27 protein-coding genes are annotated in these 21,477 nt (G+C 61.8%); 8 read left to right on the forward strand and 19 right to left on the reverse strand.

Annotation, left to right across the window (positions count from 1 at the left end; genetic code table 11):
• The first annotated feature begins 53 nt into the window (after positions 1-53).
• Entirely contained in the window at positions 54-530 is a 477-nt protein-coding gene (locus B9A95_RS05120) for a hypothetical protein (RefSeq protein WP_084046178.1), read from the forward strand.
• 23 nt (positions 531-553) lie between these two features.
• On the opposite strand, the gene B9A95_RS05125 is transcribed toward B9A95_RS05120, so the two are convergent.
• Both B9A95_RS05125 and B9A95_RS05130 read right to left on the reverse strand, forming a co-directional pair.
• Positions 554-787, reverse strand: coding sequence for a hypothetical protein (locus B9A95_RS05125; RefSeq protein ID WP_084045878.1), 234 nt, complete (start codon positions 785-787; stop codon positions 554-556).
• Positions 788-804: 17 nt separating this feature from the next.
• Positions 805-1,206 (reverse strand): hypothetical protein, encoded by a 402-nt coding sequence (locus B9A95_RS05130; protein WP_084045879.1) that lies wholly within the window; start codon positions 1,204-1,206, stop codon positions 805-807.
• A 168-nt stretch (positions 1,207-1,374) separates the two neighbouring features.
• Between B9A95_RS05130 and B9A95_RS05135 the strand changes: the two genes are divergently transcribed.
• From B9A95_RS05135 to B9A95_RS05145, 3 genes are all read left to right on the forward strand, one after another.
• Entirely contained in the window at positions 1,375-1,734 is a 360-nt protein-coding gene (locus B9A95_RS05135) for a hypothetical protein (protein WP_084045880.1), read from the forward strand.
• 69 nt (positions 1,735-1,803) lie between these two features.
• A complete protein-coding gene (locus tag B9A95_RS05140) occupies positions 1,804-2,070 on the forward strand; it encodes a hypothetical protein (protein ID WP_084045881.1) in 267 nt (88 codons plus the stop codon).
• 422 nt (positions 2,071-2,492) lie between these two features.
• Entirely contained in the window at positions 2,493-3,194 is a 702-nt protein-coding gene (locus B9A95_RS05145; protein WP_139806474.1) for a hypothetical protein, read from the forward strand.
• 285 nt (positions 3,195-3,479) lie between these two features.
• Here B9A95_RS05145 and B9A95_RS05150 read toward each other — a convergent pair whose 3' ends face one another.
• Entirely contained in the window at positions 3,480-3,848 is a 369-nt protein-coding gene (locus B9A95_RS05150) for a hypothetical protein (RefSeq protein ID WP_084045883.1), read from the reverse strand.
• Between the two features lie 369 nt (positions 3,849-4,217).
• Between B9A95_RS05150 and B9A95_RS33240 the strand changes: the two genes are divergently transcribed.
• The 3 genes from B9A95_RS33240 to B9A95_RS05160 all read left to right on the forward strand — a co-directional run bounded on the left by B9A95_RS33240 (position 4,218) and on the right by B9A95_RS05160 (position 5,547).
• Positions 4,218-4,370 carry a hypothetical protein gene (locus B9A95_RS33240; protein WP_170928430.1) on the forward strand — a complete coding sequence of 51 codons (153 nt, stop codon included), beginning with the start codon at positions 4,218-4,220 and terminating at the stop codon, positions 4,368-4,370.
• Positions 4,371-4,701: 331 nt separating this feature from the next.
• Positions 4,702-5,109 (forward strand): helix-turn-helix domain-containing protein, encoded by a 408-nt coding sequence (locus B9A95_RS05155; protein ID WP_084045884.1) that lies wholly within the window; start codon positions 4,702-4,704, stop codon positions 5,107-5,109.
• A complete protein-coding gene (locus B9A95_RS05160; protein WP_245808148.1) occupies positions 5,110-5,547 on the forward strand; it encodes a putative toxin-antitoxin system toxin component, PIN family in 438 nt (145 codons plus the stop codon).
• Positions 5,548-5,931: 384 nt separating this feature from the next.
• Here the strand turns inward: B9A95_RS05160 and B9A95_RS05165 are convergent, their stop codons facing one another.
• The 6 genes from B9A95_RS05165 to B9A95_RS05185 form a co-directional block, all read right to left on the reverse strand.
• Positions 5,932-6,444, reverse strand: a complete 513-nt coding sequence (locus B9A95_RS05165; RefSeq protein WP_084045885.1) for a GDYXXLXY domain-containing protein — start codon at positions 6,442-6,444, stop codon at positions 5,932-5,934.
• Positions 6,441-7,427: a DUF2157 domain-containing protein gene (locus B9A95_RS05170; RefSeq protein ID WP_084045886.1), complete on the reverse strand. Its 987-nt coding sequence runs from the start codon at positions 7,425-7,427 to the stop codon at positions 6,441-6,443. The genes B9A95_RS05165 and B9A95_RS05170 overlap by 4 nt, the downstream gene beginning before the upstream one ends.
• Positions 7,428-7,804: 377 nt before the next feature.
• The gene (locus B9A95_RS05175; protein ID WP_139806475.1) at positions 7,805-8,125 is read right to left on the reverse strand and encodes a hypothetical protein; all 321 of its coding nucleotides are present in this window, start codon (positions 8,123-8,125) and stop codon (positions 7,805-7,807) included.
• A 1,009-nt stretch (positions 8,126-9,134) separates the two neighbouring features.
• On the reverse strand, positions 9,135-10,346 hold the full coding sequence (locus B9A95_RS05180; RefSeq protein WP_084045888.1) for a hypothetical protein: 1,212 nt from the start codon (positions 10,344-10,346) through the stop codon (positions 9,135-9,137).
• On the reverse strand, positions 10,343-10,456 hold the full coding sequence (locus B9A95_RS36760; protein ID WP_425429911.1) for a hypothetical protein: 114 nt from the start codon (positions 10,454-10,456) through the stop codon (positions 10,343-10,345). The genes B9A95_RS05180 and B9A95_RS36760 overlap by 4 nt, the downstream gene beginning before the upstream one ends.
• Before the next feature lie 341 nt (positions 10,457-10,797).
• The gene (locus B9A95_RS05185; RefSeq protein WP_084045889.1) at positions 10,798-11,757 is read right to left on the reverse strand and encodes a hypothetical protein; all 960 of its coding nucleotides are present in this window, start codon (positions 11,755-11,757) and stop codon (positions 10,798-10,800) included.
• A 471-nt stretch (positions 11,758-12,228) separates the two neighbouring features.
• Between B9A95_RS05185 and B9A95_RS05195 the strand changes: the two genes are divergently transcribed.
• Complete coding sequence (locus B9A95_RS05195; protein ID WP_139806476.1) at positions 12,229-13,029, forward strand: hypothetical protein; 801 nt, start codon at positions 12,229-12,231, stop codon at positions 13,027-13,029.
• 196 nt (positions 13,030-13,225) lie between these two features.
• Here B9A95_RS05195 and B9A95_RS05200 read toward each other — a convergent pair whose 3' ends face one another.
• From B9A95_RS05200 to B9A95_RS05250, 10 genes are all read right to left on the reverse strand, one after another.
• Positions 13,226-13,672, reverse strand: coding sequence for a hypothetical protein (locus B9A95_RS05200; protein ID WP_139806477.1), 447 nt, complete (start codon positions 13,670-13,672; stop codon positions 13,226-13,228).
• Between the two features lie 46 nt (positions 13,673-13,718).
• Entirely contained in the window at positions 13,719-14,669 is a 951-nt protein-coding gene (locus tag B9A95_RS05205; protein ID WP_084045893.1) for a C45 family autoproteolytic acyltransferase/hydrolase, read from the reverse strand.
• A gap of 99 nt (positions 14,670-14,768) precedes the next feature.
• On the reverse strand, positions 14,769-15,512 hold the full coding sequence (locus B9A95_RS05210) for a hypothetical protein (RefSeq protein ID WP_084045894.1): 744 nt from the start codon (positions 15,510-15,512) through the stop codon (positions 14,769-14,771).
• Between the two features lie 53 nt (positions 15,513-15,565).
• Complete coding sequence (locus B9A95_RS05215) at positions 15,566-16,051, reverse strand: hypothetical protein (RefSeq protein WP_139806478.1); 486 nt, start codon at positions 16,049-16,051, stop codon at positions 15,566-15,568.
• A gap of 200 nt (positions 16,052-16,251) precedes the next feature.
• Positions 16,252-16,803, reverse strand: a complete 552-nt coding sequence (locus B9A95_RS05220; RefSeq protein WP_084045896.1) for a hypothetical protein — start codon at positions 16,801-16,803, stop codon at positions 16,252-16,254.
• Between the two features lie 69 nt (positions 16,804-16,872).
• Entirely contained in the window at positions 16,873-17,595 is a 723-nt protein-coding gene (locus B9A95_RS05225; RefSeq protein ID WP_084045897.1) for a hypothetical protein, read from the reverse strand.
• Between the two features lie 560 nt (positions 17,596-18,155).
• Positions 18,156-18,362: a hypothetical protein gene (locus B9A95_RS35055; protein WP_084045898.1), complete on the reverse strand. Its 207-nt coding sequence runs from the start codon at positions 18,360-18,362 to the stop codon at positions 18,156-18,158.
• Positions 18,363-18,605: 243 nt separating this feature from the next.
• Positions 18,606-18,992 (reverse strand): transposase family protein, encoded by a 387-nt coding sequence (locus tag B9A95_RS05235; protein ID WP_245808063.1) that lies wholly within the window; start codon positions 18,990-18,992, stop codon positions 18,606-18,608.
• An 8-nt stretch (positions 18,993-19,000) separates the two neighbouring features.
• Positions 19,001-19,411 carry a transposase family protein gene (locus B9A95_RS05240; RefSeq protein ID WP_084045069.1) on the reverse strand — a complete coding sequence of 137 codons (411 nt, stop codon included), beginning with the start codon at positions 19,409-19,411 and terminating at the stop codon, positions 19,001-19,003.
• 881 nt (positions 19,412-20,292) lie between these two features.
• Positions 20,293-21,288 (reverse strand): GIY-YIG nuclease family protein, encoded by a 996-nt coding sequence (locus B9A95_RS05250; protein WP_139806480.1) that lies wholly within the window; start codon positions 21,286-21,288, stop codon positions 20,293-20,295.
• Positions 21,289-21,477 lie beyond the last annotated feature (189 nt).

The following is a 21,477-nucleotide window of genomic DNA, read 5'->3' on the forward strand; positions in this document are numbered from 1 at the left end:
CCGGCGTCCAGAATCTGGAGTGCGAAAGTCTGACCGGAAAGGAGCTCAACCTCATGACCCATAACAACTGGCTCGAAACCATTTTTCCCGACAATGCGGAGCGTACCGTTCCCTGGCCGGAGACTGGCGAACGCGTGACGTTGTGGCGACCCGTGGGCCAACACGAACTGGCACGGATCGCTGCGTCAGATTTTCGCGCCTTTCCACCCCGCCTGCCCGATCAGCCCATTTTCTACCCGGTGCTGAACTTTGAGTATGCCGAGGAAATTGCCCAGGACTGGAATGCAAAGCGCAACACCCCACCCGTTGGCTTCGTGACCGAGTTCGAGGTGGATGCGCGCGTGGCACGGCAGTATCCCATCCAGGTGGTGGGAGCGAAGAAGAGGCATCAGGAATTGTGGGTTCCAGCGGAAGAACTGCCGGCATTCAATGGAGCCATTCAGGGACCGATTCGGGTCGTGGCCCATTATCCTGGCGTGGGCTACCCGGGTCAGATTGACCCAGCAACACACCTTCCCGAGAACCTCTGAACAAGCGGTGGTCCGGCGCGCCGTCAGTCTCGGGAGTACGTCGCGACGATCGGCGTATAGGCCTGGGCGCGGTCCACAATCTCCTCGGCAGTCTGTTCGCCATTAGATCCAAAAATGTAGTCCGTCACCTGCGGGTCCAGGAGATGGTCGCGGAGGAGATTGATCATCTCGTCGGCTTCGTCCTCAGTCTGGTAGTCACCGTCGAGTAAGCGCTGCACGAGGGCAACGAGCGCTGTGCGACCGAACGGTTGGATCATTTTCCCATTGTGCTTTGTCAGCGTGCGGGGAGTGCCAGGAGGCGGTGAAAGTCTTGGGCTGCTATGTCGCGACCCGGGTGCGCCACGGCGGGATGCGTCAGTTCACCACAGAGCATCAGGTGCAGCGCGCTGCGCCGGCGCGGCAACTTCACGACGTCTATGCGATTGGCCAGACCGCTGTCCCAGCGCGTGACGCCGGCATGGACTTCAGGGTCTGCGTCATCCAGAAGCTCCCAGTCGTACATGCCGTCGACCAGGTTATACAGGGCTCCGCCAGAGGCTGCGAACTGAAGGCTACGCAGCAGGTCAAGCGCCTGAGGCTGGGTGATCTCTCGTCCCACCCAGGCGGAGACGGTCGCCCCCAAAGGTTCTGACGGCAGGGGACCTTGCAAGTCAAGCGGAAGACGGTCACCAATCATGGGACTCCAGTTCAGTCTGTGGGCAAGATGGCGCTGGCCTGTAGGCCAGGGCTACGACTTAGGTCGTATGGGCCGCAGAATACTGCGCTTGAATTTGCCTGCGCGGTGCGCCCGGGTGCCTGGCGGCGCCTCGGGTGGCCGGAGATTAAGGGGCGCGTTACAGTTCGCATGCATGGTGAACTCCTTCCCCTGCGGCCTCAGCGTCCGGAAGCGGCGCTGCTGGTGCTCCTGCTCCTCAAAGGGAGAGTGCTGAGGCGCGAGCGGGTTCAAGATGCCCTGGACCTGCCGGGCAGCAACGAGAACACCCGGCGCAAGGCGCTCAGCCGCGTGGTCGGGGACCTGCGTGAAGTGTTGGGCTGGCCGGGTTCGGTCCTGACGGGCGACGGTCTCCTGCGCCTTTCCACTGAACTCAAGTGGGTGCTGCACACGCCGGGCCCAGAGCAGGCGGAGCGGTTCTGCGAAGGGCGCGTTGACCCCTGGGTAGAAGACTGGCGGCTTCAACACGCTCCGCTTTCCCCAATACGCTGATTGACTGCTCTCGGCAACCAGATCCCTGGAATGCCGTAGGTGCGCTGAGAAGCGCGCTACGCTGAACAAATGCAGTTGCGCGCCGTGGTTGAGCACGCTCTTGGGGATGAACAGCCGGGCCAGGCACTGCGCCGCCTGGTCCGCGAACTCCACACAGCGGGATGGCCCAAGCCTGAGCTGTACCGGGCCTTTCACGATCTGCTGAAGCCGCAGCAAGGATGGGAGCTCACGGGAGCTCAGGAGGACCTGCTGAGGGATGAGATCCTCGACGCTCTCACGGGTTGGTGTCTCCCTGAGAGGCGACTGCTTCCGGAGGAGCAAGATGTGGTGGGGTAACTCACGGGCCCTTTTTGTTCTCCTCCCCAACTCCCGATAACAGAGATTATCGGGAGTTGGGGAGATTTCATTCCGAGCAGGACAGGATTGCCTGGTCCAATTTCAAGCTCAAGCGTGTGCGAACTGCCGAGTAGATTGACTTGCGAAGCGATGCAGTGAATCTGAATCTGTAGCTTGATTCTCCCCTGCTTGTTGAGCAGATGATCGCGAGCTTCAATCCTTCATGACCACTAACCTGAGGCGTGGCTCTTCCCAGACGAATGCGTGGCGCCCGGCGCATTACCCACCATTCACGCGTGTACCGCTGGCGTTTTCGCCCGTCTGGAATAGAAAGTTCGCTCTCCATTGTGCGTGATGAGGGTGGCGCCTCACGCCTGGTCATTCGGATGCCAACGTTCTTGGACCCCTGGCTCCACTTTCCTGTGCTGGGCATGAACGTCCCTGAGGTGATGACGCCTGCATTTGTCGCCCGCGCACTTGGTGCAGCCGAAGCGCGAGGTTGGTGTCCGGACAGCCGCGATGGTGATTTCGTCCTCGTCTTTACAGGGAGTCATTTCCAGCTGCCAGTGGAATTCCAGGAGCTTGAAGCCCTGATGGTCTTCCTGAAACGTGAAGAAGGAGCACCGCAGTGCATTGACGTCATCCACCGACTGGACCTGATGAACATCGCGTGGAGACAAGCCAAAGCTGCTCTCGAGGACGGAAATCAAGTTCTGGCATTGTGGTGGGCTGAGAAGGGAATCAGGGTTGCCGAGAAGGATCCGGTGTGCATGGGGCCGGGGATGAACATGCGTGTGTGGTTCATTCGGGAATACGGCCATCAAGATGACCATCCGGTTCTCGATACCCGAGTGCTGGTGAATCGCTTCTTTGAAGATTTGCCTTGGTCACCAAAAGAGGCGGTGCAAGCCGCTCAATCTGCAAAGGAACGCCAGGAGCAGAACCTGCCCCCAGTGCAAGAAAGCAATGTGGTGCAGCGGCATATTTGGATGGCGCTTCGTCGACTGAAAAGAATTAAAGGACACCTGCCAAGCAACGAGTGGGACAAGTTACAACCCTGGTTCGACGTGTACCGTGATTTGAGCGCACCACTTTCCGCCTCTTGCAGCTCAGGACGTCAGTGATCCTGGCGGGCAATGGCATTCATGACGTCCTGAACCTATGGAGGATCATTGCCTCTGGTATAGGACTTTCTCAAGGAGAGTGGTGGCCGTGACGGGCTCCTACTGGCGCAGAGTCCAGCGGCTGGTTCCTGGCGGCGGCTGCGCCTGCAAGTCCAGAACCTCCCGTGTGGCCAGGAGCGGCTCTCCCATAACCGAGCAGCGAAAGGTGTACCGCCCTGGGGAGGCGTACGTATGGGTCACCGCGCACAGGGGCTCTGCCTCACGCTCTTCTTCTTCCCCATCGCCCTAGTCCAGGTGCAAGGCCGAGCCGGGTGAGGCGAAATCGAACAGGTGGAAGGTCATCGTCAGGGGCCGCGTGCCCTCACGGGTGAGGCGCAAGACGCGCCGGGGCCAGCGGTCTGCATTGGAGAGAAACCCCTCCCATGCAGCGTCGAGGAGCCGCTCCTCCCGCGAGGCTGGACGGGCGAGCAACGCTTCGAGTTCGCGGGCGTCCCGCAAGTTCATGCCGAACGCGTCCATGACCACCTGGTAGGCACGGAACTGGTCGAGCCCCTGCTCGCGCAGCAACCAGCGCGCCACACCCGTGCCGGAACGTCCACCCCTGGCCTGCTCGCGCACCCCCAAGATCCACTCGAAGTGCTGGGCGAACTCCATCTCGGGAAGTCTACGCTGCTGGTTTGTCCTTTTGCGGCCCACTAGGGCCCACCCATGGACCACGCCGAGGCCTGCGCGACAGAGGTGCTGTGCGCAGTGCTTGCCTGGCGCCCCTGAAAGACCTGATGTTCTGCGCACGTCCCTCCAGGGCAGCCGGCCCGTCTTCCGTACGTCTTTGCGTCCGGAGCCATCGTGCTCTCCCTGCTGCCGGGAGCCATGGATGACCAGGCGGAAGCGGCAGCTGTGGCTCTTCCTGAGTCATCCGGCGGAGGCGGGGATGCGCCACCCGCCGGATGTGCCGGGGGAGGGGAAAGGGCACCATAGGGACAACCGAGGGACGAGTGTGCCGACCGGTGAAAGGAACTCACCGTGAATCATTTCCTCTTCCAGAACCGTGCCCAGGAACTCCGCACAGAAGCCCAGCAACGCCGCGAAGCCAGAGCGGCCTGCATTCAGCAGCGACCCGCCCGCCTCACCGTCGCGTCCTTGCTGACCCTCTTCCGGCAGGCGCGGCTCGCGTGAGCATCGTCCATAACGTCCGCAGTGACTCACCCCCCTCCTGATCAGGAGGGGGGTTCGCTTTGGTCTATCGGTGGGGGCTCTGAACCAGGCCCTCAGCCCACAGCAGCCCCAGGTTCGCCCTGGCGGCCAGCAGCGCCCCACCACAAAGTCCAGTTGCGCGTGCAGGACGCCACGGCGTCTATCAGTCCCCACACCGCATACGGTTGAGGCCGCACCGCCGCGAAGACAGCGGCACCCACCAGTCCGGCAAGCGCGGTCCAGGGTGACGGACCCGACTACGTGAATTGCGGCCTTTGCGGATTTTGCGGTATTATAAGGCCAGAGGTGGAGGATGACTGCACAGCACGAACCGCGTGGCCTGCTGACCGTGCCCGAGGCGGCCCGGCTCCTGCACGTGAGCGACGACACCGTCCGGCGGCAGATCCGCGAGGGCGACCTGGGGGCGGTGAGAATCGGCACGACGCCGACTGGGCGTCCCCGCTACCGGATTCCCGCTGCGGTGGTCGAAGCGCGCCTGGGCCGCAGTACGCTGCAGGCACCCTCCGCGGCAGAGCGGCTGCAGGCCGCGTTCGCCGTGCTGACCGAAGACCAGCAGGAGGCGCTCCTGACGCAGGCGATTAACTGGGCCAGGGCACAGGCACCCGAGGTGGTTGTGGGCGAGCGGCAGCCCGAGCCCACGGCCGGCGACATCGCCGTGCGCTTTCCTGGGCTGGCACCGCGGCAGACGCGGACCGACTGAGTGCTGCCGGCTCCACGCCTGGTCCCCGACATCAATGTGCTGCTCAGCGGGCTGACCAGCCGGACTGGCCCTGCGCGCGAGCTGTTCCTCGCCGCCCAGCGGTTCGACGTTCTCTTCGTCCTGGCCGACGAGCATTTCGCGGAGTTGCAGCGGGTCCTCACCTACCCCCAGGTGCTGGCGCTGGGTGGCGGCATTTCCGCGGCGGAGGCCTTCGGTCTGGCCACGCACCTGTACCGCGTCGCGCAGGTGGTCAGTCCCTTGCAACGTCACGACTGGCCCTCGTGCCCGGACCCCAGGGACTGGTACCTGCTGGACCTGCTGATGACGTCTGGGGCGGACGCCATCGTGTCGAAGGATGCCCACTTGCTCCAGGTGAACAGGAAGCTGGGCGTGCCGGTCTACGAGCCGAAGGAACTGGTCCGGCTGGGCATCATCTGAACTTCCCTTTCCAGTCGGTCCTGTTCAGGACGAGACCGATGTTGCCCAATCGGTACTGGGATGCCGTCTGACTGGCAGACCGCGTCCACCAGCGGCTGATTTGAACCATAAGCTTCGTGACCGCTGGTTCATGCGGGGAGTGGTCTGCTCCCTCCCGTGTTCATTCCTGACGGCATGAGGGACCTGGAGGCACGCGGGCCAGATCGACGAGGTGTGAGTCGCGCAATGGAGGGCGGAGGCTGCCAGAGAGGTGTGGGCGAAGGTGCGCCGGTCCGGAGGGTGCGTGTGCGTCGCCGCGGGCGCGTTCCGCCGGGGTCGTCATGTCCGTGTGGCCCACTGCCGACCTGCTGAGTTACCGCGGAGCGCGCGCTTCTCTAGCCTGACCTACCGGATCCTCTCATTCTCCCGCCACAGCTCCAGCAGTCGCGCGCGCCCGGACGGAGCCACCCGCACCCGCGCCCGCAGTCCCGCCGCTCCCCGCCCTTCTTCGCTCCGGGCGGCTTCCTCGCTGAGATAAAAGCGCTCGATGCCGTAGTTCAGGGTGGCCTGACCAGCATTGATCCATTGCACGCGGCCCTGCAGAAAGACTCCACCTCCGGGACGGGTCGCCACGGCTCGCTCGCCGGTCCACACGCCCTTACTGCTTTTGCGCAGCGGCACGTAGGCCACCTGCCCGCCGTTCACGTCCGGCCCGGCCTGCACCCGGCTGACCCGGTACGCCAGCGTCAGGTACTGCCCGCGCAGCAGGTCGCGCGGGTCCACCGGGGCCGTCTCCAGCATGACCTCCTGGGCTCTGACGCTGTCCAGCAGGGCAGGGGAGAGGAGCCCGCCCACCAGCAGCAACTGTGCGGTCACGGCCAGTGCCAGGCGTTCCCGGGGGCCCACCGTCCGCCTCATTTCGCTCCCGGAGACAGGCGGCGCCGCGCCCGTTCCAGCCCCCAGCCCAGCGCCAGAAGCAGCAGGCCCGCACCCACCAGCGCGGCTCCCGTGGCGGCCAGGCTACCCAACACGCCGAAATACACCGTCAGCACGACCAGCCCCACGTTCAGCAGCCCCCAGTTGATCCAGGCCCGGCGGCCCTCGCGGTGTCCCAGCCAGGTGACACCCAGGGCCAGGGCCGTCAGCAGCAGCAACCACGCGCTCACGACCTCACCCCGCTGCAGATGCAGGGCGTAGACGCTCCCGAGCAGCAGGGGCGGTCCCCAGAACGCCCAGGGACTGGACAGGTCCCGCCTTCCCGGTTCGCGCCCATGCGCCTGGGCGGCGGCGAGCATGAGCAGGCCTGCGCTTCCCACAGTGGCCTCGGGATAGCCCAAGCTCCAGGCGGGCCACCCACCGTACACGCCGCTTAAAGGAATCACCGCGCCCAGCGGCAGCGCGAGGTGCAGGGCCGGGGGCAGGCGCACGGCGTAGGCGAGGACCAGCAGCCCGAGTCCCCAGAGGGCCAGCAGTGCGGTGACGCTCACGTCCAGTTGGAAGCCCTGCGAGACGAGGGCCAGCAAGGCCCCGTCCAACATGCCGCCCAGCAGGTACAGTGCCGCGCCTGCCCCGGGCAGTGAGGCGCCCTGCCGGTCACGCAGGTGGTACCCACCGGTGTATGCGCCGAGCATGGGCAGCAGCACAGAGAGCAGCTTGGCCCACCCGGGCAGGTCACGCCAGTTCGCTCCCACCAGCGCGATGATCCCAAGTCCGAGCACCAGGGCACCCAGGGCGGAGAGGGTGGCGGCCCAAGGGCTCATTGGACGGTCCGCAGGGTCAGCCAGCCCTTCGTGCGTCAGGATGGCCCGGACCTGGCGCCGGCTGAGCAGTCCCCCGGCCTGCCAGCGTTCCAGCACCTCAGGTAAGGTCTCCCGGAACCCTTCGCTTGGAGCATCTGCCATGGGGGCAGCGTATCCCTCCGGGCTGCTCCCGTCATGCCAGGTTGCGCCGTCCTCAAGGCCCTGGCGTGCTGCAAGGCGCTGAGCGCGTCAAAGGCTGCAAGGGAGCGTTCCACGATGCTGGGAGCGCTGGACGGCGCCCGAGGTCAGTCAGCAGCGCTCTGCTGGTGGTCCTGGAATGATCAGATCCCGGTACGTCCTTCCGTGACTGCTGGCCTGCGCGCCGTGTTCCGGCCCCATGCATGGGACCAAGGTACAGACCAGGGCTCCTGCCCCACGGCGCGGCTTCCCCTGCACCCGACCGCTTTTTTCTCGATCCGGCTCAAGTTCGGGACGTTCAGCGTGCCTCTCGGAGCACCTTGCCCAGAGCGGAGATCTCTTCAGACCCTCCACGTCCAGGCTGCGGTGAGGGCTGCCCCTTCGGGCGGCTCCTCCACGCCGCGCGCACGCTGCAGCGGCCAGCCCGCATCCTGACGGCAGGTCTGTGGCACATGCAGGGCGAGCAGTTCGCGCCGCCCGTGTCCTGCCCGCCAGAGGGCGAGCTCTCCAGGCGCGCCGCCCAGGGTGCCGGAGTGCCAGCGGTTCTCGTCCGCGCTGCGGCCTGCACTCAAGGCCTCAACGGCCGTTCGCCGCGCTTCAGATGCCGTTTCGGGCAACAGTCGGTCCAGCCAGCGTTCCAGGGCGTCCGGGGCAGGATGCACTGGACGCTGCTGGGCCACCGGGTGCGCGCTGCCTCAGGAGCTCACCGCGCCTCCAGGATGGCGCGGGCAGCTGCCACCCCTGTTGCCACATCCCGGAAGCCATCCGTACCGCGCCTACCACTCGCCGGTGATGGCCTCGACCTTCGTGCAGTCTTTTCCGATGCCCGGCACGCCTCCGCCCAAGGAGCTGAGCCCCCGCAGCCTCCAGGCCATGATCCGGCTGCTTACGCCCAGCCCTCAGCCCCTGACGCAGCTTGGCGCCCGGCTCGGCTGGCGCCTGGAGACCACCAGATCGGCAGCGCTCAACCTGGTCTGCCTGTGCCGGGCGTACCTGCACCTTCACCCCCGGCTGGGCATGGTCTTCTCTCTTCTGCCCTGGGCCGAGCGCTCCGCTCCAGCAAAGGCGCCCGCGTTCCCAGACCCAGAGGTGCAGTCCAGGCTCGCCGCCGAGAAAGCATATTGGGCGCTGCTGCGCGGTGTTCCCCTGATTCTGGCAGGCCGTGTGGGCGCCGGAATCAAGATGCTCGAAGGCTGGAACACCGCGGCGCGCAGGTGGGTGTGGTTCGACGTGCCTGTGGGGGCAGCGCAAGGCAGCCTGACCCAGGTGATGACCTTTGCCACCGGGACCCTGCACACCGCGGCGCAGGAAGATCCCCAAACCCTGGCGCTGCGTCAGCAGGTGCCCGTCAGCGCACTCGTGACAGCCGCCGCGATTGCTGTGGCCCTGCGGCGCGCGGTCGGCCCTGAAGTTCGCAACGCTCTGGGCGCCCTAGCGGCGCAGCCACCCGGTGTTCTGCAGGCCGTGCCGCGTTCAGTTTCCACAGCATCAGGACATCGGCGCGGTAAGAGGCGCCCCAGTGGAGTCGGCCGCTCCAGGCTCTGCAACATGCGTGGGCACCCATCGCATAAGGGGAATGAGCACCAGGCTGATGACCATCTTCAGCAGGATTTGGCCCAGCATGAGGTTGAGCAGGGGCGCGCCCGTGCCCGCGAAAGCCAGGGGACTTCATCAGGAGTCGAGGGCCATCCACGACAATTTCACCGCGGCATTGACAGGCTCGCCCCAGCCATGGACTTCGGAGGAACGACTCTCGAGGAACGGCTCAATGGGCGGCCTTGGGATGCCTTCCCCGTCCAGGACGCAAAGGGCAGCCCGCAGGTGTCGCCAGGGCGCCGGAGTGACGGCGCCGTAAAGGTCGGTGTAGCCGATCGACGTGACCTGATTCACCAGGTATAGGAACGTCGATAAGTTCGGCCACCCCACGACCTGCCAGAGCCGCTCCGGCAGGTCGTGGCCCATTCCGGCACGCACCAGCAGAGGCTGGTTTTGCTCCCACTCGCCAAGGTCCTGGCTGTCCGCCATGGCAAAACCGTGCTTCACGAACGCCTTCAGCTCCGGGTGCGATAGGCCGTGGTGCGCACAGTAGCGGCGAAAAGCCACCGTTCCCATGGCCTGGCAGGCCCGGATGGACAGCGCGTTCAGCCCCTGTTCCTCTTCAATGGGTTCAGAAGCCGATTCGACCCAGCAGCGCTCGGCATAACTCCACACCGGCAGTCCATCCGGCTCTAGCAAGTCACCGGTTGGTAGGCGGTACATCCCACTGTCTTCCACGACATGAACGTCACCCGGCTCCACACTCCACAGCGACACGTCGAACACATGGGTGGCTGAGATCCGGAGCCGGCACGTCAGGAACTCCAGGGCCTCGACCTCTCCGACCAGCGTGCTCTGGCCAAGATCGATGCGGACCGTCTGCTGACGCCGCTGCGAGCGCAGGAGGGAGGCAACAACCCGTCGACGGGCCAGAAGTCCAGCCAACCAGCCTGTCCGACTCAGGTCACAAACATCGTCCGGGAACTCCACATGCTCTGCGCCCCGTATGAACTCCACCCGTTCTACTCTGCAGCTCAGGAAGGCATTGATCTCCTCCAGAGAAGCCAGGCGGGTGCGTTCCAACCTCGTGACCATCAGCACGTTCAATGCCTCGAAGTCGGCTCCTTCTTCAGTCAGCCGCTGTACCTCCAGGTAGGAGTCGAACGTCACCTCCAGTTGCACACCCAGATAGGTCCAGCTTTGACCGGACAACGTTGGCACCAGTTCAGGAATGACAGCGATCCAACCCAACCGGTCACGCGCCGTAGCCTTGTCGTAGGCAGCGATGATGCCACTACAGAGGGTATTGATGAGCTGCTGAGGCAGCTGGAACCCTTCCTCCGTCACTCGTACCCCTTCCCTGCGAGCAGGAACCGTGCGAACGCTGGCCAGTCAGGCGTGGCTACTTCGTTCGCGTCGGAGCTCCACGCTGCCGCAGCTTCCAGAAAGCTCGACACGGTGAGGTTCGTCCATCCCAACGGGGGCTCTGAAAGTTCCTGGGGAAGCCTCTACGCCAGCCTGCAGTTCAGCCGCACGGCATTCCCTGGCCAGAACTGTCACAAAGTCGAGGAATGAAGCCTGATCACATACGCCCAAGAAGGCGTCCTGCAGCGCGTCTCCTGATGTCATGCAGAACGTACTGCGGTCGCCGCGCGCCGCAGGAGGAACACGCGGTCCTGGTGGGAGAGCACAACAAAGACGGTCGTGGAACTGAGGGAGCGCGGATGCGGCGGCACGGCGGATCTTACCGCGGTGAAGGTGAAGTGATGCGGACCTGAAATCTCGCTCCCTCGGGACGTCAAGATTCCTGACGAGCAATGGCGTTCATCACCGCCTGAACCTGCGAGTTCTCCCGCGGTTCTTCATCTGACATGTAGGACCAGCCCCGGAGCTTGATGGTGATGCTCCAGACGAGGTTCTCGAAGTCATGCTCTTCCAGGTTCACGCCGAGTGTTGGCGCACGGTCCAGCGCATGGTACAGGTGCCCGATCCAGACGTCGTCACTCCCCGGTCTGCGCTCTGACCAGTGGTCTTGCAGGCACCAGAGGTTTGCTGCAGCTGTGGCCCAGTTCTGGGCATATTCGTCGTGTCGCAGCACGTGCATCACAGCATCAAAGACCCCCTTCCATCCGTAGAGGTCGGCCATGTGGGTCAGGCCTGCCTCTTCCTCCTCCTGTTCCCCGTCAGGGAAAGCCGGGTCCTGCACGAGGAGAACGGCGTCGCCGGTCCCCTGGATGAACGGGATGGAACCCGGGTCCTGTTCCTGCCAGTGCCAGGACCGCTCCACGTCCTGTTCCAGCAGGACGGTGGCCGACTCATTTGGGTGGATCAGGCTTTCCCAGCGCGCGTACCACCCGCTGGGACCCTCGTCGTACAGCACAGTACGGTGCACCCCAGCAAAGCGCCATTCAAGCGCTTCCGCTTCTTCCTGGGTGCATTTCGGCCGGGTTTCGGGCAGCAGGGCAGCGGGAAAGTCAGGGGGAAGGTGGCGCTCACGAATCCAACTCCCGTCCAGGCCGAGCGCGCGCGTGGCCGCTGCCTTCAGCACCTGCATCCAGATGTTGGGATGGTCCCGAATGTCTGCGAGAATGACCGCTGGCCATGACACAGCCGTCTGAATGCAATCGATGAGTGCCTGCGCGACAGGAGCGGGGCCGTTGTTCTCAGCAGCGTCCGGCAGCACAGCGGCCAGAAAGGTGGCTTCTTCGTCTGAGAGGGGCCGCTCGATCTCGCCTATCAGCGTCAGCAGCGTGTGCACGTCCTGACCGGACGCCAGAGTCTGCTCAAGCCTCTGGACTTCCGGACGAAGACCGTCGAGAGATGGATCTGCCCTGCGTATCACTTTCTCCTGAACTGGCCCTGCCTCTGCAATCCAGACGCCATCAGCCTGACCATGCAGTTGGACGTCAACGGTCGCCCGGTAGAGGGTCCCTCGCCGTTCAAGCTCCTGGTAAGCCTCAAAGCGTGGCGAGTGCTGGTCCCAGGACCACACATGCCACGCCTGGTCAACGGACGTGACGTGGTGCGTGAGGGCTTCGCGCGCCTCGCTCACAGAAGCGTGAATGCCCAGGGATGAAGGCACAGGAAAAGAAAGAGTGGGTTCGCCGCTTCGCACGTTCAAGGAGCATAGGGATTCCGAGCGGGCGTTCCCATGCGGCTTCTGGCTTACGCCAGAGCGGGTCATCAGAACCGCAAAGGTCTGGGCCTGTGAGACGGCATCATGATTCCGATGACCGCTGCCCTTGACGCCGAACAACGCCTCCGGGCCGCCCTGCTGGAGAGCGAGTCTGCCGCTGAGGCCATCTGGCGCCTGCACGAGGCACGGGTCGGGCACATCTTGCTGAGCCGCGCGGTGGCGACCGTGTTCGGACTGACGCTGCTTGAAGCGAGGCAGGCGGTGGCCGGCGCGGTGGAGTGCCAGGGTATCCAGCACCCTGAACCCCAGGGCGAAGTGGGATTGTGCTGGCCGGACCGGGAAGCGGGCGTTCTGGACTACCTTGAGCGGAACAGTCCCCTGTGGCAACACCAGGCGGCGCAGCCAGCGGCATACCAAGCACATTTTCTGCCCAGTTGGGAAGCGCCGATGCTGCTGTCTGTGGAGTTGCAGCCCGTCCCCATCCTCAAGGTGCTGGTCGCCGAACCCTTTTCCGGCCCGGACTCGCAGGGACGTGTGCGTGTGCCTCGTTGGCCGGTCCCGATCTCCATGAACACGGCGTTGAAGTCGTGGTCGGCGCAGGCGCTGCTGACCGAGCGTGTCCTGCCGGCCTTGGAGCACCGGGCCATCGCAGCGGTCCAGGACGTAGACATACAGGCATCGGGCGTAGGAATCGACGGCATCACGATCTTGGCGAGCGTTCACCTGAAGGGGCAGGTCACACGCTTTCGCGTCTGGAGCCCCACCCCAGAACGGGACCCTGGGGCGCACGCCTTTCTGAGCCTGCTGCTGAACCTGACGCTAGACCACTTCCCTCAGGGCAAGATTCATGCGGCGGCGCGAGACGTTGCTGGGTACCTCTTTCCCAGGAGATAAGGTCTGGTGTCCTGATTTACCTCTCCAGGCCTGCTCGCGCCGCCTGTGTTGCAAGGCCCCAACCTGTGGTTGATCGACCTGCTCTCCCCTTGGCGCGCAGCCGGTCGTCGCTGAGGTACGTCTGTGCTGGACACAGGCGTGGCCGAGCGGGCAGATCTGCTGCTGCGTGCCCGCTGCGCTTTCCGGGTCGCTGAAGTCAGATCATTTGTACTCGGCGTTGACTGAGTTGGCGGATGTGTGCGGTCTGCGCTCTGGGTGGAGCCGGCGTGAACTTCTGAATCTGCCCAAGCGCTTCAGCGCCCAGCGGTGGTAGACCGTTCTCTGGAAGCACCCACAGGTCGCCTTCATGGCGGTACAGTTGCAGACCACCCGCCTGGCCCCGGCGCAGTGTCACGTCCATGGGGATCACGGTAAAGAACGCTCCCAGCAGCTTCACGGTATGTAGGACTTCATCGGCAGGCTCAGCGGGCGGCAGCCGCCACACGCCGCGCAACTGTTCCGGCACCCCCAACAAGGCCCAGACGTCCTCGTCGTTCCAGGCTGGCTCGAGCCTGTGAATCACGCCCAGGAGCTTGGCAACGTTACCGGAGCGACTTTGCAGCACCACGTCCAGTCCGGTCGGCCCTGTATCTGAACATGCCATGGTAGGCCGAGCGTTCCTCCCCAATGGGTAGATGAGGCGATTGACTTCATGGCAAGCGCAACTGCACCTGACCGGTTGACGCTTGCAGGACCATGTGTTGAACAGTAATCCCCATCCGCACATCCGGCGCCTGAAGAACCTGAAAGCACGCGTCCGCGTTCCTGGGAACATGATTCGCGAGGTGCTGTAGCGCACAAGCGTACCGACCCGAGGACGTGACGTGCAAGCCGTCTGGCCTCTCCACCTTTTCCGCGTTCGTTAAAGCGAGGTAGTCGTTCGCCACTGCGAGGATGCCTCTCTCGGGTCCCCGAACAGCGCTGCGCGTCGGGGAACGCTCAATGACCGTCATCTCTTCGTTCCGAACGCCCGTGACGAGCAGCAGGCAATCGGCAGCAATCGGGACAGACGCGAGAATGCGCACGGCCTCATCGTACGTCTCCACTTCGTCAAGCACCTGCCGCAGGAGAAGCACGACAGGACGTGCCAGCAGAGGAGGGTCCGCACTGCTGACGGCATTCAGCGTTACCGAGAATCTGCCCGGTGCAACGCCTGAAAGAGCGCCGAAGAAGCCTGGCCAGCCGACCGTGCTGAAGTGCGTTCTTCCACCCCGCGTGAAGTGCGTGATGACGGAACCTGTCGTCAGGAGGCCGCCTTCTGTCCACCAGTCCAGGTTGCGTGCATGAAGAGGACCGTCTGGTGTGGGCACGGCGAACGCTGTACACGCGAGGGCCGCTTTGATGGCGTCGTAGTACAACGTGCCAAACAGGAGGAACGGCACGGGCAAGCCAATCTGGGCGGCGAGGGAAGCGGCTTCGGCATGTTCATCCTCTGTCAGCGTTGATGCGAAGCTTTCAGCCACAAGGCCGGCCGTGGCCTCACCGCCGAAGTCCTGGATATAGGCGTGTGTGAGTGCACGCGCGTATACCACGTGCTCTGGGGGCAAGTGCCAGCGTCTGCTCGCCCGCTCTTCAAGATTCACGTATAGGTCGGGGAGCATGCCCGAGTGTACTTCGGCATCAACTTTTCAGATCTCGCTCCAACTGGAGACTGAGGTGGGAGCATTCAGGAAAGCCTGGAGTCGCGTTGATCCGCTCCATCAGAGCTCAGCCGTGCGCCACATGACCCGAATCCGCTGCAATTGACTCTCGGTGAGCTCCACGCTCCAGCCATCGTGGGGCAGATCCAGCAGTTCGCCGCCAATGGCATGCCCAGCGGGAATCTGCCCACCCCGTCCGTACACCAGAGTTCCTCCCAAGTCTCGGTACAGCTTAACGCGACACTCAAAGCGGTCCATGCGGGCCTCAATGTTCTCTATGAACAGCCCTTCCACCTCAAAGCGGCCTGTAGCCCCCACGTCGCCTTCAAGCCAAGTTCGAACAGAGGTGGGCTCGGTGGAGCCACACAGCAGGTACCACACAGCGAAGCCGCCCAGCGTGTTCAGGAACAGGCTCGACCGGACCATCTCGGCAAATTGAGGATCCTGATCTGCTCCGTCCCACGCTTCCAGATCGTATTCGAGGCATTCCTGGCGAAAGCGAACATAATCTTCGGGCGTCCTCAGGTCATTGTCGTAGCCGAACAGCCCGTGGTGCAGGTTGCCCAGTACTTCCAGGAACGCCAGATAGTCCCCGGGAACTGGCAAGCCAAGCAGGGGGCCAAGGCGCTGAGCATCATCGGGTGACCAGCCCAGCGGCGTGGGTACATAGTGACGGTCCAGCCAGGTCTGCACGTCCTCAGGGCTCATGCTGTAAAAGCGGTATGGACAGTGCCTCCGCAAGTCTTCCGCCCGCTGGGCCAGGGCTTTGAGCCGGGTCTCCAAATGATGTGGGTCCTGCGACATCAGGCTCCAGGGTACTGTGGTCTGGAAGTATCTGCTCAATCCGGCGCGGTGCGCTAGCGGTTGAGGGGACGGACATCACCGGTTCTGGTTTCGTACTGCTTGAGCGCCCATACAGGCTGCGTGGATTCCGTGTAGGGCCACCAGCGGGCAAGCATGACGCCCAGGCGAGTCTCGTTCTGCGCGAATGCTTCAAGGCTGAGCAGGGCGGCGAAGACTTCCTCTGATCTCTTCGAGCGCTGGTGGGCTCCGGCGACGACGGCCTCCTGGGTGATTTTGAGGGCCGATTGGAGCGCCCGGTCGTATCCTGCATGCACCTCCAGTGGGAGCTGGCTCCACCAGACCTCTTTGACGTTCAAAGCCGCCTGAGCAGCAGCGTCGGCCAGGTCAGCCAGGTAGGTACCGCGGTCTTGCGGGTCGAGTTGACCGACACCCTGCAGCAGGTAGGGAAATGCAGCGATCATGGCAGGGCTGAGCTCACGCTGGTAGAACAAGCTGGCCATCAGGTGGTCCCAGAGGGTCGGGCCCTCAGAGTCTCTCAAGACCAAATGGGGCGCATCCAGGAAAGCCTGGATTTGCGCCGGCGCATCTTCGAAATGAGCGTAGAGGGTAGCCCAGCGAGGATCGTCCAGCAGAAGCATCCCCTCAGGGTAGGTGACACCTTGAGCATCCGCTGTACCTGGGGTTGTTCATGCACCTCGGGATGACGTGGCCTGAACATCGAGGGTCAGCGAGGAAGAACTCAGGGACGTCCGTAGACAATGACCTCGCTACTCGTCGCGATGACCAGACTCCTCCCTGTAGGTGAAAAGCCGGCCGCTCGCAAGCTGCTATCTGCAGCAATTTTTGAGCAGCCCTTTTCTGCGTCCGGCCACTCGGCCCAGTCGGATCGCTTCAGGATGACGCAGCGCTCTGGATGGCTGAATGTCTCGATCTCGAGCCTCAAGCCGTCCGCTGTTCCCAGGGCAAGTCCACCACCTGCCAATCCTGCAATCCGAATGCGTTGGCCTTTCAGCGGTCCTATCCCCTCTGCGAGCAGTTCCCGTTCGTCAACCCAGTCATAAGGCACTTCTCTCTCTCGTGCCACAAGCTCGCCCGTGAGACAGTCCACGACGCCTCGTCCCTGAGACGACACCACCAGGAGAAGGTCTGAACCTGGGGCGAAGCCAACCTCCCGGAGACCGCCGACTGCCCGGCAGGCTTTCCTGATCCAGGGATCCGGCGGGGGAGCGACAGGCAAAAAGGGCAGCGTCTCGCTGATGACCTGCATGTTCAACCAGATGTCACGTGCCATATGCCTGGAAGCTTATCCGCCGGTTGCGCAGCAACCACGCCGAACTCACTCGTACAAGCTCCAAGGCCATCAGAAGTCTTGCCGCTTCCACCACTCGGTGAACATATCAGCGACCTCTGCTTGTGCGGTGTAAATACTCAGATGCATCCCGCCATAGCTGGGGATGTTGATGGTGAATCTCGTAAATTTATCAAGCCAGAGCACATTCGCCCCATCACTAGCATATGGATGGGCTGATAAGCGAAGAGATTTCGCCAAAGTGGCTGCTGATCGCATGATTCTGCTCAATTCCCTGCTACTCATGACCGTGAATTCAACATTCACGGGATTTTGGCCAAGGGTGTGGAAATAAAAATTCCGAAGAGCCACATACCATTCGACGAGCTTCTGAGTGTCCGAAAAAATATAGTCGTCGTCAAGAACTTTGCCTTGGGCATCTATAAAATGCTCGGGGCAACCGTTAGACTCCAGAGAGAGCTGAATGATGCCTTCATCGCGCAATGTCTCAGGATGAACCACGAGGCCAAAGTCAAGTGAGTGGTTGCGTCCATAGTCGATGCTGATTCCACCAAGCTCACGTTGCACCTCCAGTAGGGCAGGCGGCGCATGGCCAAGCACCTCCATCAGTTCCTGCTCAAGCTCCTCAGTCGGCGATTCCTGCTCCGGGGCGCGGTGGTATTTCGTCAGCGCTTGCCGAGCCTCTGGCGACCAATTCCACCTCAGTCTCCTGGCCATCTCGGCCTGCTGCGCTGAAGAGTTGAGCTCCATGTAATTCGTCGCCTGTTGTTCCATGCCTGTCCTTTCCTTCCTGAACCGCTGTCAGGTTTGCATATGCCTGGGCACTGTTCCTCGGCAACCTCTGTCGTCTCGCCCGCCCTGTAAGCTTCTATGGTCCGTGATCCCAGCATCGAGTTCTCGGGAGGCAGCCGGAGCCGCGTCCAGAAAGGGTCCCTTGCGCCTCAGAGGCGCGCGCCTGAGATAGGCTCAGGGCGTGTATGCCACCCGAACCTTTGAATGACGCCCCCCGCCTTGAGGACCGACAATGGGATGACGAGGACGGCCTGAGCAAAGAAGAGCAGCGGCATCAGGGGCAATCTGAGGCCAGGGATATGCAGATGTCCACCTGGCAATACCTGACATTCCCAACAGACTTACGCGACACCATTGAAGGTGATCCACGACGACATGAGAGGGCCCAGGCAGAACGGGACCAGGTATGCTTCATCCCCGATACGACATTCGCGTCCACCCTCGTCTTAACAGCGCAACTATTTGGTGAACTTCGGGTCGGCTTTGGAGCCGCACGGTTCCTCGTAAAATCAGAGCCCTACTTCGACTTGAACCTCGCTTCATCAGCCCCACGACTGCGTTATCTTACGGAAGACACCAGCACAGAAGCTGCCGCCTGGGAAGAACGTATTTTCTTGCTGTATGCACTCTACCAGCGTGGCCTGCGAGGCGAGTCGCTGCCACACATCTGGGGTAGGCGTGACGAATTCGATCTTGATCCAGAGGTCGACCATTTCGAGATCCGGAAATTTGAATCGATCATCGCCCATGAGATGCTAGCCGCGATTGTCGAAGACTACGCCAGTATTGGCCAGACCCGGCGCCAATACGATGATGACGCCCGTCCAGAGAAGTGCGCCCTTGAATTGCTCCAACTGCTCGCACCTTGCTGGTCAAAGGCAGATCGAACTCAAAGACTGGACAGTCCATACGAATTTTTCTTGGTTGATGGTGTGCTCTTTCCTTGGCTGTCTTGCTACGCAGATATGACCACAATAGACCTCTTGCGAAAGTCACGATCGGCAGGCTTGGGTGAGGTTGCACAGCGCTGCGATGAGCTGAACCCGGAGTGCAAACCGACGCCGCCGATGTCGGTACACGCCCTTCAGCACACGGAAGATCTTCATGCGACGGATCATATGCTCGATTGCCTGCCTGGTATGCGCGAGGACACGGTTGTCCTGGCGCTGCTCCGCGGACAGAGGCGACGCCTGCGTCGCCTTATGGGGGGTAAGGGCGTGCCTGTGGCTTCTCCACAGGCCCTGATACCCTGCATCTCCAATAAGCGCCGTTTGGTGAGGAAAACGAACGCCTGACTGACGAAACAGCTTTAGGTCATGAACCGCCCCAGCGCTCGTGGCGGTGCCCAGGATGCGCTGCGTCACTGTGCACATCAGCACCTGAAATTTCAGGGTGTGCCGCTTTTTCTTGCCGCTGTACCACGCGCGCTGCTTTTTTTGGGCCGTTCACAGGGCACTTCGGAAGCATCGACCGCGACGATGCTGTACACGAGTTGTGCTTCCTGAAACACGCGTTTCTTGGGCAGCTGGAACCGTGCACTGGCAATCAGAGCCGCTTCCACGCGTTCCACCGTGCGATGCACGGTGGCTTCGTGCACACCCCAGTCGTCACCCAGGTGGGCGAAGGTCCGGTACTCGCGCCAGAATTCCAGGGTCATCAGCAGTTGTTCCGCCACGCTGAGCGCGGCGGGGCGGCCTGATTTCTTTTTCTGTCCTTCGCGTAGGGTCAGCACCTCTTCCATCTCAGCAAACGTTTCCGGGTAGACCCCGGTGCGTCGACGGAACTGCTTGCGATTCATCTTCAGCGTGCGTGTCAGACGGTCTCGCTCCACCCTCCCAGCTTAGCCTACGACTTTCGCAAGAGGTCTAATCTTTGTCTTCGACAAAGCTCAAAAAGCCATAGTTGTTGTGACGTTCGCGCAAGGCGGTTACTGAAGTCCCTTCACTCTGGGCTGATAGGAAGGAAACGCCGGAGTGAAGTCTGGAAGCGGACGCGCGCAGCAGGGGAGAGCAACCTTCACTGGCCCAGAGCGGCTGTCAATCTCTCTTCGCAGTTATAACTACTATAACCCTCTCTTCTTCCGCTAACTACTCGGCATCGATCAATTATGTTGGCATATAACGGCAAGATATATAGTTGTGGAAGAGCCATTTATTCCATACTTCAGATCAATAGACCTCTTGCGAAAGTCATGATGGACAGGCATGTGTGAGGTTACACAGTGCCGCGATGAGCTGAACTCGGAGCGTGTACCGACGCCGCCGATGTCGGTACACGCCCTTCAACACGCGGAAGATCTTCATGCGACGGCTCACATGTAGTGTGAGATTATACGCCAGTGGAAGAATATCCCAGCTCGGTTGTATGTTCCCATCAGGGATATGAAACTTTCCGGACCGTAACAGTTCAGTACGAGAACGAGAGTTGAGGAGAAAGGATGTCGTTGCTGAAGATTCTGACCAACCCGTTATAGACAGAGTGAGGCAGATTAGGTCCGAGATTCCCTCACCTTCCGTCATCCCGTTGCCGTGCTCGAGGGCCGCTAAGTAGTCACGCTTCCGGCTTATCGCCGATGCCATATGGGTGCAGGAGCGATTGGAGCGCTATGATGCGCGTGCACACCTCTCCCTGCGCCGCCGCTGCTCACCATTGCTTGTTGCCTCCAATCATTTTTAATGTCTATCCCCGCAATCCAAGTATAAGCTCGCGGAGGGTTTCTATACGAATGCGTGTCGTTGGATCGTTCCTGGCCGCATCATTCCAGATCCTTGGGAACCACCGATTCATTTCGCTCGTGAGTCGGTCATAGAGTGAGATATTTCGTCCTAATTGTCTGGCAAAGACTTCTGCTTCCAAATAACCTGCCATTATAAGATCGTAGCTGTATATTAAGGAATGGAATGGCGATCTCCAATTAGAACTATCGAGCCTATAATCTTTGGTATTGGGTTCAATGCTTTCAAGGAGGGTAGATGCAACAAGTACGCCATGTTGCGGGAAGCGAGCAAGCAAATCGGAAAGACGTTCTGGGTGATGAATAAAAATAAGCCAGATAAGTCCTATGAGGTCGCCCTGAATAGATTCGGCGAGGATGGCATCTAACAATATTTTATTGGCACCTGGACTCCCTGATGCTTCAAATGTAATTAAATTTGCTAGTGCAATAGGGTCACTTCGATGAAGTCTCTCACTCAATTCACTTAAGAAATCCTGCCCTTCGACGACCGCTAGGCGATCGTCGACCGATGACTCGGTCTTCCGCGTGAGCAGATAATAGGGGCGTACATCGATTGTGAGAAGGGAATCCGGCCCAGACAGTGGGCCTTCAGCAGATTCCTGTAGGAGCGGTTGATTGCTTTCGACGATCTCCACAAGAGTTTTGAATACATCCAAGGGCTCGGCGCGAAAGAACTCGCGACGCTCCTGAACGCGCGAAGATCGGAATGCATGGTGCATTTTGCCTTCGATTAAGCGGGGATGGTCAACGCGTAAAGCGGCGGAGACTTGAAAGGGTGTCGGCACCCCTGTCGAACTGAGTTCGGCTGCTCGTCGGAAGGGATCTCTGTTCGTTAAGCCTATTTTAACCAAGCTAGGCAAACTGGGATTCGTGAGGATGTAGATATACCCGCCGTCCATTCTTGCCTCCTGCCAGCTCAGACGTTCGCCCTCAGGCACCTAGGTGTGGAATTGGAAGGGCGCGCGCTGCACTGCAGGCGGTGTGTCCTTCCTTCATTGCCCGTGGCGCTTGCCGTACTGGTGGATTCAGTGAATTCAACGGTTGCTCCTCATTCCCGCGTGCATGTGACTCAGCATAGGTCCGCGCGAGGGCAGATCGCGACGCAGTTGTGCCAGGCGTTGGGGGCA

Origin of the sequence: Deinococcus hopiensis KR-140 (genome assembly GCF_900176165.1) — a bacterium.
Classification (GTDB): domain Bacteria; phylum Deinococcota; class Deinococci; order Deinococcales; family Deinococcaceae; genus Deinococcus; species Deinococcus hopiensis.

What these genes read in the sequence shown, in the direction of transcription:
- B9A95_RS05120 (WP_084046178.1), top strand. Translation starts at nt 54, where the DNA reads ATGACCCATAACAACTGGCTCGAAACCATTTTTCCCGACAATGCGGAG.
- B9A95_RS05130 (WP_084045879.1), bottom strand. Translation starts at nt 1,206, where the DNA reads ATGATTGGTGACCGTCTTCCGCTTGACTTGCAAGGTCCCCTGCCGTCA.
- B9A95_RS05155 (WP_084045884.1), top strand. Translation starts at nt 4,702, where the DNA reads ATGACTGCACAGCACGAACCGCGTGGCCTGCTGACCGTGCCCGAGGCG.
- B9A95_RS05195 (WP_139806476.1), top strand. Translation starts at nt 12,229, where the DNA reads ATGACCGCTGCCCTTGACGCCGAACAACGCCTCCGGGCCGCCCTGCTG.
- B9A95_RS05140 (WP_084045881.1), top strand. Translation starts at nt 1,804, where the DNA reads ATGCAGTTGCGCGCCGTGGTTGAGCACGCTCTTGGGGATGAACAGCCG.
- B9A95_RS05225 (WP_084045897.1), bottom strand. Translation starts at nt 17,595, where the DNA reads ATGGAACAACAGGCGACGAATTACATGGAGCTCAACTCTTCAGCGCAG.
- B9A95_RS05205 (WP_084045893.1), bottom strand. Translation starts at nt 14,669, where the DNA reads ATGCTCCCCGACCTATACGTGAATCTTGAAGAGCGGGCGAGCAGACGC.
- B9A95_RS05240 (WP_084045069.1), bottom strand. Translation starts at nt 19,411, where the DNA reads ATGAATCGCAAGCAGTTCCGTCGACGCACCGGGGTCTACCCGGAAACG.
- B9A95_RS05135 (WP_084045880.1), top strand. Translation starts at nt 1,375, where the DNA reads ATGCATGGTGAACTCCTTCCCCTGCGGCCTCAGCGTCCGGAAGCGGCG.
- B9A95_RS35055 (WP_084045898.1), bottom strand. Translation starts at nt 18,362, where the DNA reads ATGGGCGATGATCGATTCAAATTTCCGGATCTCGAAATGGTCGACCTC.
- B9A95_RS05125 (WP_084045878.1), bottom strand. Translation starts at nt 787, where the DNA reads ATGATCCAACCGTTCGGTCGCACAGCGCTCGTTGCCCTCGTGCAGCGC.
- B9A95_RS05210 (WP_084045894.1), bottom strand. Translation starts at nt 15,512, where the DNA reads ATGTCGCAGGACCCACATCATTTGGAGACCCGGCTCAAAGCCCTGGCC.
- B9A95_RS05220 (WP_084045896.1), bottom strand. Translation starts at nt 16,803, where the DNA reads ATGGCACGTGACATCTGGTTGAACATGCAGGTCATCAGCGAGACGCTG.
- B9A95_RS05165 (WP_084045885.1), bottom strand. Translation starts at nt 6,444, where the DNA reads ATGAGGCGGACGGTGGGCCCCCGGGAACGCCTGGCACTGGCCGTGACC.
- B9A95_RS05170 (WP_084045886.1), bottom strand. Translation starts at nt 7,427, where the DNA reads ATGGCAGATGCTCCAAGCGAAGGGTTCCGGGAGACCTTACCTGAGGTG.
- B9A95_RS05200 (WP_139806477.1), bottom strand. Translation starts at nt 13,672, where the DNA reads ATGGCATGTTCAGATACAGGGCCGACCGGACTGGACGTGGTGCTGCAA.
- B9A95_RS05150 (WP_084045883.1), bottom strand. Translation starts at nt 3,848, where the DNA reads ATGGAGTTCGCCCAGCACTTCGAGTGGATCTTGGGGGTGCGCGAGCAG.